The sequence below is a fragment of the Nitrospinota bacterium genome, from assembly GCA_016235255.1.
Taxonomy (GTDB): Bacteria; Nitrospinota_A; UBA7883; order UBA7883; family JACRLM01; genus JACRLM01.
Genome location: JACRLM010000045.1, coordinates 1 through 6,420, shown reverse-complemented (window position 1 = coordinate 6,420; position 6,420 = coordinate 1). Strand labels below are relative to the sequence as shown.

The following is a 6,420-nucleotide window of genomic DNA, read 5'->3' as shown; positions in this document are numbered from 1 at the left end:
AATCCATTCTTCCCTTGCCAGTTTTCCCGTTACCGTTTACTCTTTTCATGTGACCTCCTTGCTTTCCGTTGTTTTCGTTCAAAAACATGGTAGCAGGTGAGGTCATACCTTCGTTTCAACTAAGTTTAGGACACTTTCGCCACTGGCGAGGAAGCCATTGAAAAAGCGGAGCGCAACAAGCCGTCACTTGTGCTTTTGGACATCCTGCTTCCAGGCCTGAGCGGGTTTGAGACTTTAAAAAGGCTCCGTTCCGGCATAAAGACCGCCTCCATCCCCATCGTTATGGTGTCCGCCAAGGGGGAGGAGGAGGACGTGATAAAGGGACTCACCCTGGGGGCGGACGACTATGTGATAAAACCTTTTTCCGTCAACGTGCTTCTGGCCAGGGTGGACGCGGCCTTGCGGCGGATCAGCTCGCCCCTCAAGGGGGGCAAAATCGAGGTGGGGGGCCTGAAGCTGGACAAGGAACGCCACGAGGCCACGTTAAATGGAGAGGCGCTCGACCTGACCTTCTCCGAATTCGCCATACTCGACGCGTTGCTCCGGCGGCGCGGCGGAGTGCTCACCCGCCAGCAGATCGTTTCCGAGATACGCGGCGGCGAAATAACCGTCACAGACAGGTCGGTGGACGTACATATGGCGGCTATACGGAAAAAACTCAAGTCGCTAAGCTCGAAGATAATCACCGTGCGCGGCGTCGGCTACCGGTTTGACATTTAGGACGCCCATGGACGATCAATACAGCCTCGAATCCCCACAGATCGGCGTTTTGCGCAAGAGCCTGGACATAGAAATCCAGAGAAGCGAGGCGATCCTCTCTTGCATGAAAGAGGGGATCCTGGCGGTGGACGAAAACGGGACGATCCTCAAGGTCAACCGCAAGGCCCGGGAGATGCTGGGCATAGCCCGGGTGTCCGCCGAGGGGAAACCGGCCTCCGCCGTCTGCCCCCAAGGGGAGCTTCTGGGTTTTATGGAAGAGGGGCTTGCCGCACGGGACAATTCGGAGCGGGAGATCAAGCTTAAGTCCCCCAAAGAGATAATCGCCATGGCCGTCAGGAGCCCCATGTTCAACGCGGCGGGTGAATTCATCGGGATAGTTGTGGCGCTAAACGATATCACCCAGCTTCGCCGCCTTGAGAATATCCGCAGGGACTTCGCCTCCAACGTCTCCCACGAGCTTCGCACCCCCATCACCTCCATTCGTGGCTTTGTGGAGACGTTGCTAAACGGCGCCATTGAGGAGCCGGAAAAGTCCCGGAGGTTCCTGGAGATAATAAACAAGCACGCCAGCAGGCTTTCCGCGATCATAGAAGACCTGCTCACCCTGTCCAGCCTTGAGAAAGGGGAGGCGATCGAGCTTGCGGACCAGCCGCTGTTTAGCGTGATAAATAAGGCGGTGGAGGGGCTTTCGCGCAAGGCGGAGGAGAAGAAGATCAGGGTGGAGACGCAATGCGATCCGTCCATAGAGGTGTCCGTCAACGGGCCGCTGCTGGAAAGCGCCATCTCCAACCTTGTGAACAACGCCATCAACTACAGCGAGGAAGGCTCCGCGGTGCGCGTGAGCGCCGCGGTGGACGGCGGCTGGACGCTCATCCGCGTGCGCGACGAAGGATGCGGGATCGAGAAACAGCATCTGGACCGCATTTTCGAAAGGTTTTACCGGGTGGACACGGCCCGTTCCCGGAAGGCCGGCGGCACCGGGCTTGGGCTCTCCATCGTCAAGCACGTGGTCCTCGCCCACCGAGGCAAGGTGGCGGTGGAAAGCGAACCGGGCAAGGGGAGCGAGTTTACCATCAGCATTCCGGCGCAGGCGGGTTGACCACGGATTGTCATGTAGCGGCGGCGTTCCCCCGGCAATTGCCACCGGGACGCGAACCGCCCCCGTAGGGGCGGGTTTCAAACCCGCCCCTACCCGGGAGCGCGGGCATCTTGCCCGCATCTTCCTGACGCCGCTTCGATGGCGGCGTCGGGAAGGAAGATACGGAAGCTCTATGGTGAAAAACGCTCTTTTAATTATCGCGTGTTCTTTTCAAGGTAATGAAGCCTTCGAGGCTCCATTACCTTGTTGCGGGCGGGACGCCCGCGCTCCAAAGGAACCGTGGTCAGCGACCACGGGGAAGCGTTAAGAGGCGACCAGCGCGTTTGCGGCCAGTAAGCCCCGGACCAGTTGAACAGGAAAGTCCGGGGTGACGCGCTTGCGCGCTACAACACCCCGGACAGCAGCCAAATAACACCGCTCCGGCCGGAGGTGTCACCGGACCGTAAACTTTATCTCCACCTCCCGTGATTCGGGCGGAAGGCATATGTTTGCGGAGCACGCCTGCCACGATATCACCGGACGGAACACAACCGCGCCGGGCTTGGCGGAAGCCGCTTTCCCTTCAAATTTAACAGTCACCTTGCCTTGATACACGGGGACTTTTTCGTCCACCAACGTCGCCATTTCGCCTTGCGGGTAGGTGAACTTCACCCCTTCCAACGGGCCTTCGGTGGCTTTGATGTCCAGTTTTTTGTATTTCTCAACACCGGGAGCATAGAAGTGCCACCCTTCGGGGATTTCCACCGTGATTTCCCCCCGCGCCGCGCCGCCGGGTTTTACTGAAGAAGTGGCCATGGAGCCGGTCAATTTGAATTCCGGCATTTCCTGTCCCGTTGCCTTTGGAGCAGGGGAGAGCAGGATGGCGATTGCGGCGGTCAACAGGGCGGTTCGGCTCATGGCGCGGTCACATTCCGAACTTGGCGCGCGCTTCACGCATGATCTCGGGGGTCACTTCCCGCGCCCCTTTTTCGGCGGCGTACTCTTCTATCATCTTCTTTGCGATGGATCGGGCGAAAAACGGGACGCGCTCCAGAGTCTTTCGCGCTTCATCTGTCCATTCGGGATTGGCCGCCATGTCGCCTTATCCCCCCACGCATGTCATGGAAGGGCGCGCCGCAAAATCATCGGCGCAGGCAGGCAAGGACCTCACCGGGTTCTTGCGCGCCACCGCATCCCGTATCGCCGTGGCGATTGCCGCGTCATCGGCTCCCGATTCCATCATCCCCCGCAAGTCCAAGTCGTCGGCGCCGAAAAGGCATGTCATCAATTTCCCGGTGGAGGTAAGCCTCAGCCTGTTGCACTCCCCGCAGAAATGACGGCTGACCGCCGAGATAAAGCCTATCTCGCCAACGGCCCTCTCAAGCCGGTACACCTGCGCCGGGCCGCCCCATTGGGATTTGGCGCAAGGGATCAGCTTTCCCATGGCGCCCACTTGCTCCATTATGGAAGAAACCGGGATGAACTTTTCCTCGCTCCACACAGAGCGGCTGGCCGGCATGAATTCTATGAACCGGACCTGGAGTTTCATCGAGCGTGTGAAGGCGGCGAAGTCCTCGATTTCGTCGTCGTTCACCCCTTTGATCGCCACAACGTTGATCTTCACCGAATCGAATCCCGCGCCCATGGCCGCCTGGACACCTTCCATCACGTTGGAAAATCCGTCGCGCCCCGTTATTTGCTCATACCTCTCGCGCCGCAGCGAATCCAGGCTTATGTTTATTTTGGAAACGCCAGCTTCCCTGATCCTCCCGGCCATCCGGGAAAGGTTTATCCCGTTGGTGGTGAGGGCCAGCTGCCCGATTCCGGAGATTTGCTTTAGTTGCCCGATAAATCCGGCGACCCCTCTGCGTAAAAGCGGCTCGCCCCCGGTGACGCGTATCTTGCGTATCCCCAGCCGGGCGAATATCTCCGCGAGCCGGAGGAAATCCCGCAGGGGCATGATGTCGCAGGCCGGGGCATGCTCTGATCCGCCGGGGGGCATGCAGTAGGCGCATTTCAGGTCGCACCGGTCCGTCACCGATATCCGCAGATATTCGATCCGCCTGCCCGCCCCGTCCGAAAGAAGATTTTCCATCACCATATATTATGCGCTCTGATCCATTTTAATTGCAGGCGGCCTCCAACACAAGGGAGGTTGCGGCGGCTTTTCCGGCAAGCGCCGCGCCGCTATTGACAATAATGCGTCATTCCCACAGAATTTAACTCCCCGGACGGTGGACGGGGCTGAATAAATTGTTACAATAACCATTGATGGACAACAAGGTAAACATGCACCATTTCGATTATAAGAACGGCGAGTATCATTGCGAGGATGTCCCGCTCTCCAAAATAGCGGAGGAGGTGGGGACTCCGTTCTATTGTTACAGCGCCGCAACGCTCAAGCGGCACTTCAACGTGTTCGACAAGGCCTTTGCGTCCATCCCGCACCTTATCTGCTTTGCGGTGAAGGCCAACTCCAACATGGCAGTCCTGCGCCTTTTCTCCAAGGAAGGGGGCGGGGCGGACATCGTTTCCGGCGGAGAGCTTTACCGGGCCATACGCGCCGGAGTGCCGGCCGACAGGATAGTTTACGCCGGCGTCGGCAAGACGCGCGACGAGATACGCCAGGCCCTGGAGGCGGGGATATTGATGTTCAACGTGGAGTCCTCCCAGGAGCTTGTGGCGATAGACGCGGTGGCGGCCCAGCTTGGGGTGAAGGCTCGGGTGGCCCTGCGGGTGAATCCGGACGTGGACGCGAAGACCCATCCATACATATCCACGGGGCTAAAGCAGAACAAGTTCGGCATAAGCTACGCCACGGCGGTGGAGGAGTATAAGCAGGCGAGAAACCTTTCCAATATCGGGATTGTCGGCATACACAAGCACATCGGGTCGCAGATCACCCAGATATCCCCCTTTGTGGACGCGCTGGAAAAGACCGTGGAGCTTGTGCGCCAGCTTCGCGAGGAAGGGATCGAAATAAAGTATATAGATATCGGCGGCGGGCTTGGCATCACGTACAAGGACGAGGCTCCGCCATTGCCCAAGGAACTGGCGGACCGCATCGCGCCGATTTTAAAGGACACCGGCTGCACGATAATTTTCGAGCCGGGCAGGGTGTTGGTGGGGAACGCCGGGGCGCTGGTGACACGGGTGCTTTACACCAAGCACAACGAGGGAAAGACCTTCTTCGTGGTGGACGCTGGGATGAACGACCTGGCCCGCCCGAGCCTGTATGGCAGTTTCCACGGGATGATGCCGGTGAACGCGGAGGTGGGCGAACGCAAGAAGGTGTCCGCCGACGTGGTGGGGCCGATCTGCGAGTCCGGCGATTTTCTTGCCAAAGACCGGGTGCTGCCTTTGTTCAAGCAAGGCGAGCTTGTGGCGGTGATGAGCGCGGGGGCGTATGGGTTCACCATGTCGTCCAACTACAATTCCCGGCGGCGGGTGGCGGAGGTGCTGGTCAACGGCGGCAAGTATGAGGTGATCCGCCAGCGCGAGACGATGGAAGACCTTGTGCGCGGCGAGAGTATCCCCGCGTGGCTTGCGTCCTGAGGCGGCCATGGCGAAGATAAAATTCACCAAGATGCACGGGCTTGGGAACGACTTTGTGGTGATAGACCTGCGAAAGCAAAAGGTCCCCAGCCTCGCGAAGAAGGCCAAGCTGATATGCGACCGGCGCTTCGGCGTTGGGTGCGACCAGATTCTCACCATCGAGCCGTCAAGGAAGGTCGATTACCGGATGCGCATATTCAACGCCGACGGAAGCGAAGTGGAGATGTGCGGCAACGGCATCCGCTGCTTCGCGAAATACCTTTGGGACCGGGGCGAAAAGGTGATTAAAAAGAAGAAGTCGTTGGACGTTGAGACATTGGCGGGGATCATACGGCCCAAGGTCGTCGGCGCCAGGCTTATCCAGGTGGACATGGGGGAGCCCGTGCTCGATGGGCCGCTTGTGCCTACCCGGTTTGAAGGGCGTGTGATAAACAGGGCGCACGAGGCCAACGGCAGGACGTACCGCATAACGGCGGTCTCCATGGGCAATCCCCACTGCATAATATTCACGGACAACGCAGACGCGGTGGCGCTTGAAAAGGAAGGCCCGGCGCTGGAAAACCACGCGGATTTCCCGAGGCGCACGAACGTGGAGTTCGTGGAGGTGGTGGGGAAGGACCATGTGAAGGTGCGTGTGTGGGAGCGGGGGAGCGGAGTGACGCTCGCCTGCGGCACAGGCGCCTGCGCCGTGGGCGTTGCCTGCGCGTTGAACGGCAAGACCGGGCGCAAGGTTCGTGTGGACTTGCCCGGCGGAACGTTGAAGATAGAATGGGGGAAGGACAACCGGGTGTATATGACCGGCCCCGCCACGCAGGTATTCGAAGGGGAGATGGAGGTTTAGGGGGACAGACGCAAATGATAGACATCAACAAGCAGATAAAGCATTGGCGGGAAGGCGCTGATGAGGATTGGCAGGTGGCCAATGAACTTATTAACCGTCTCATAATAATATAGACATTATTATATATGTATCAAGCCGCGTATTTCGTCGTTTCGCCGTTGAAGTACGATATCACCAGGTCCGGTGATTTCTGGACACGCCGCATATGACTTATCACCGCGCCCTT

The 6,420-nt window shown here is 58.8% G+C and carries 7 protein-coding genes; 4 read left to right on the top strand and 3 right to left on the bottom strand.

The genetic code is table 11. The features are described from left to right. Nucleotides 1-189: 189 nt before the first annotated feature. Nucleotides 190-720: a response regulator transcription factor gene (locus HZB29_06160; protein ID MBI5815177.1), complete on the top strand. Its 531-nt coding sequence runs from the start codon at nt 190-192 to the stop codon at nt 718-720. 7 nt (nt 721-727) lie between these two features. Continuing rightward, a complete protein-coding gene (locus HZB29_06155; GenBank protein MBI5815176.1) occupies nt 728-1,819 on the top strand; it encodes a PAS domain S-box protein in 1,092 nt (363 codons plus the stop codon). A gap of 432 nt (nt 1,820-2,251) precedes the next feature. On the opposite strand, the gene HZB29_06150 is transcribed toward HZB29_06155, so the two are convergent. From HZB29_06150 to moaA, 3 genes are read right to left on the bottom strand one after another with little or no spacing between them, the layout of a single operon-like run. After that, a complete protein-coding gene (locus HZB29_06150) occupies nt 2,252-2,716 on the bottom strand; it encodes a hypothetical protein (GenBank protein MBI5815175.1) in 465 nt (154 codons plus the stop codon). Between the two features lie 7 nt (nt 2,717-2,723). After that, complete coding sequence (locus tag HZB29_06145) at nt 2,724-2,894, bottom strand: PCP reductase family protein (protein ID MBI5815174.1); 171 nt, start codon at nt 2,892-2,894, stop codon at nt 2,724-2,726. A gap of 6 nt (nt 2,895-2,900) precedes the next feature. After that, entirely contained in the window at nt 2,901-3,893 is a 993-nt protein-coding gene (moaA, locus tag HZB29_06140; protein MBI5815173.1) for a GTP 3',8-cyclase MoaA, read from the bottom strand. A 194-nt stretch (nt 3,894-4,087) separates the two neighbouring features. Here moaA and lysA point away from each other — a divergent pair, with 194 nt between their 5' ends. Together lysA and HZB29_06130 are read left to right on the top strand one after the other, a co-directional pair. Next, nucleotides 4,088-5,353, top strand: coding sequence for a diaminopimelate decarboxylase (lysA, locus tag HZB29_06135; GenBank protein ID MBI5815172.1), 1,266 nt, complete (start codon nt 4,088-4,090; stop codon nt 5,351-5,353). Nucleotides 5,354-5,369: 16 nt separating this feature from the next. Continuing rightward, nucleotides 5,370-6,194: a diaminopimelate epimerase gene (locus HZB29_06130; protein MBI5815171.1), complete on the top strand. Its 825-nt coding sequence runs from the start codon at nt 5,370-5,372 to the stop codon at nt 6,192-6,194. Nucleotides 6,195-6,420: the final 226 nt, after the last annotated feature.

Excerpts from the sequence above, each read along its gene's own strand:
- HZB29_06155 (MBI5815176.1), top strand. The coding sequence starts at position 728 with ATGGACGATCAATACAGCCTCGAATCCCCACAGATCGGCGTTTTGCGC.
- HZB29_06150 (MBI5815175.1), bottom strand. The coding sequence starts at position 2,716 with ATGAGCCGAACCGCCCTGTTGACCGCCGCAATCGCCATCCTGCTCTCC.
- HZB29_06145 (MBI5815174.1), bottom strand. The coding sequence starts at position 2,894 with ATGGCGGCCAATCCCGAATGGACAGATGAAGCGCGAAAGACTCTGGAG.
- moaA (MBI5815173.1), bottom strand. The coding sequence starts at position 3,893 with ATGGAAAATCTTCTTTCGGACGGGGCGGGCAGGCGGATCGAATATCTG.
- lysA (MBI5815172.1), top strand. The coding sequence starts at position 4,088 with ATGCACCATTTCGATTATAAGAACGGCGAGTATCATTGCGAGGATGTC.